A 516-nucleotide genomic window follows, 5' to 3' on the forward strand; every position below is an offset into this window, starting at 1 on the left:
GTTTGGGGGAGGGCGCGTTACCCGTCTGCAGATCAGATTCTCCGGTCCATGGTCGATGCGACCCTGTCGCCCCCTTCAAATTCGCGGAGATTTGCCCGAACCGGTCAAAGAACGTCTGCCATAATCGCCTCTGCGAAAGCCTCGCGGCTTTTTCTCGTGCAGGCTATTCGCGATCTCGCTAGGCTGCCAGCGCGTACGGTAAAGGGGTTCGCACATGCTGGGCATCGTAGCGCAATCAAGCCAACACGACCTGGCGAATGTGCCAGGGGTTGGATCATATCTCTGGCATGTAGCGGACGACGTGTTGGAATGGTCCCCGGGCCTTATCGCCTTGTACGGCCTGAGCAGCCCGCCCTTAGACGAGGCGGGCTTCTATTCTTTGGTGCATCCTGAAGATCGGCTGCGAGTAGAGGCTGAGACCACCGCATTTCTGGAGCATTGCCACCATTATTCGCATGAGTTTGATCTGCCCCCCGCTGAGTGGCCCAGAGACTATGATAGTCTGGACCATGAAAG

Annotated in this window: 1 protein-coding gene; it reads left to right on the forward strand. The window is 57.6% G+C overall.

Annotated features, from left to right (window positions below; all coding sequences use genetic code 11):
- Positions 1–214: 214 nt before the first annotated feature.
- Positions 215–516, forward strand: a 302-nt coding sequence (locus AX681_RS21715; protein ID WP_156442953.1) for a PAS domain-containing protein, incomplete at its 3' end; no start/stop codon positions are given.

The organism is Sphingomonas sp. CCH9-E2, assembly GCF_001557215.1.
Taxonomy (GTDB): domain Bacteria; phylum Pseudomonadota; class Alphaproteobacteria; order Sphingomonadales; family Sphingomonadaceae; genus Sphingomonas.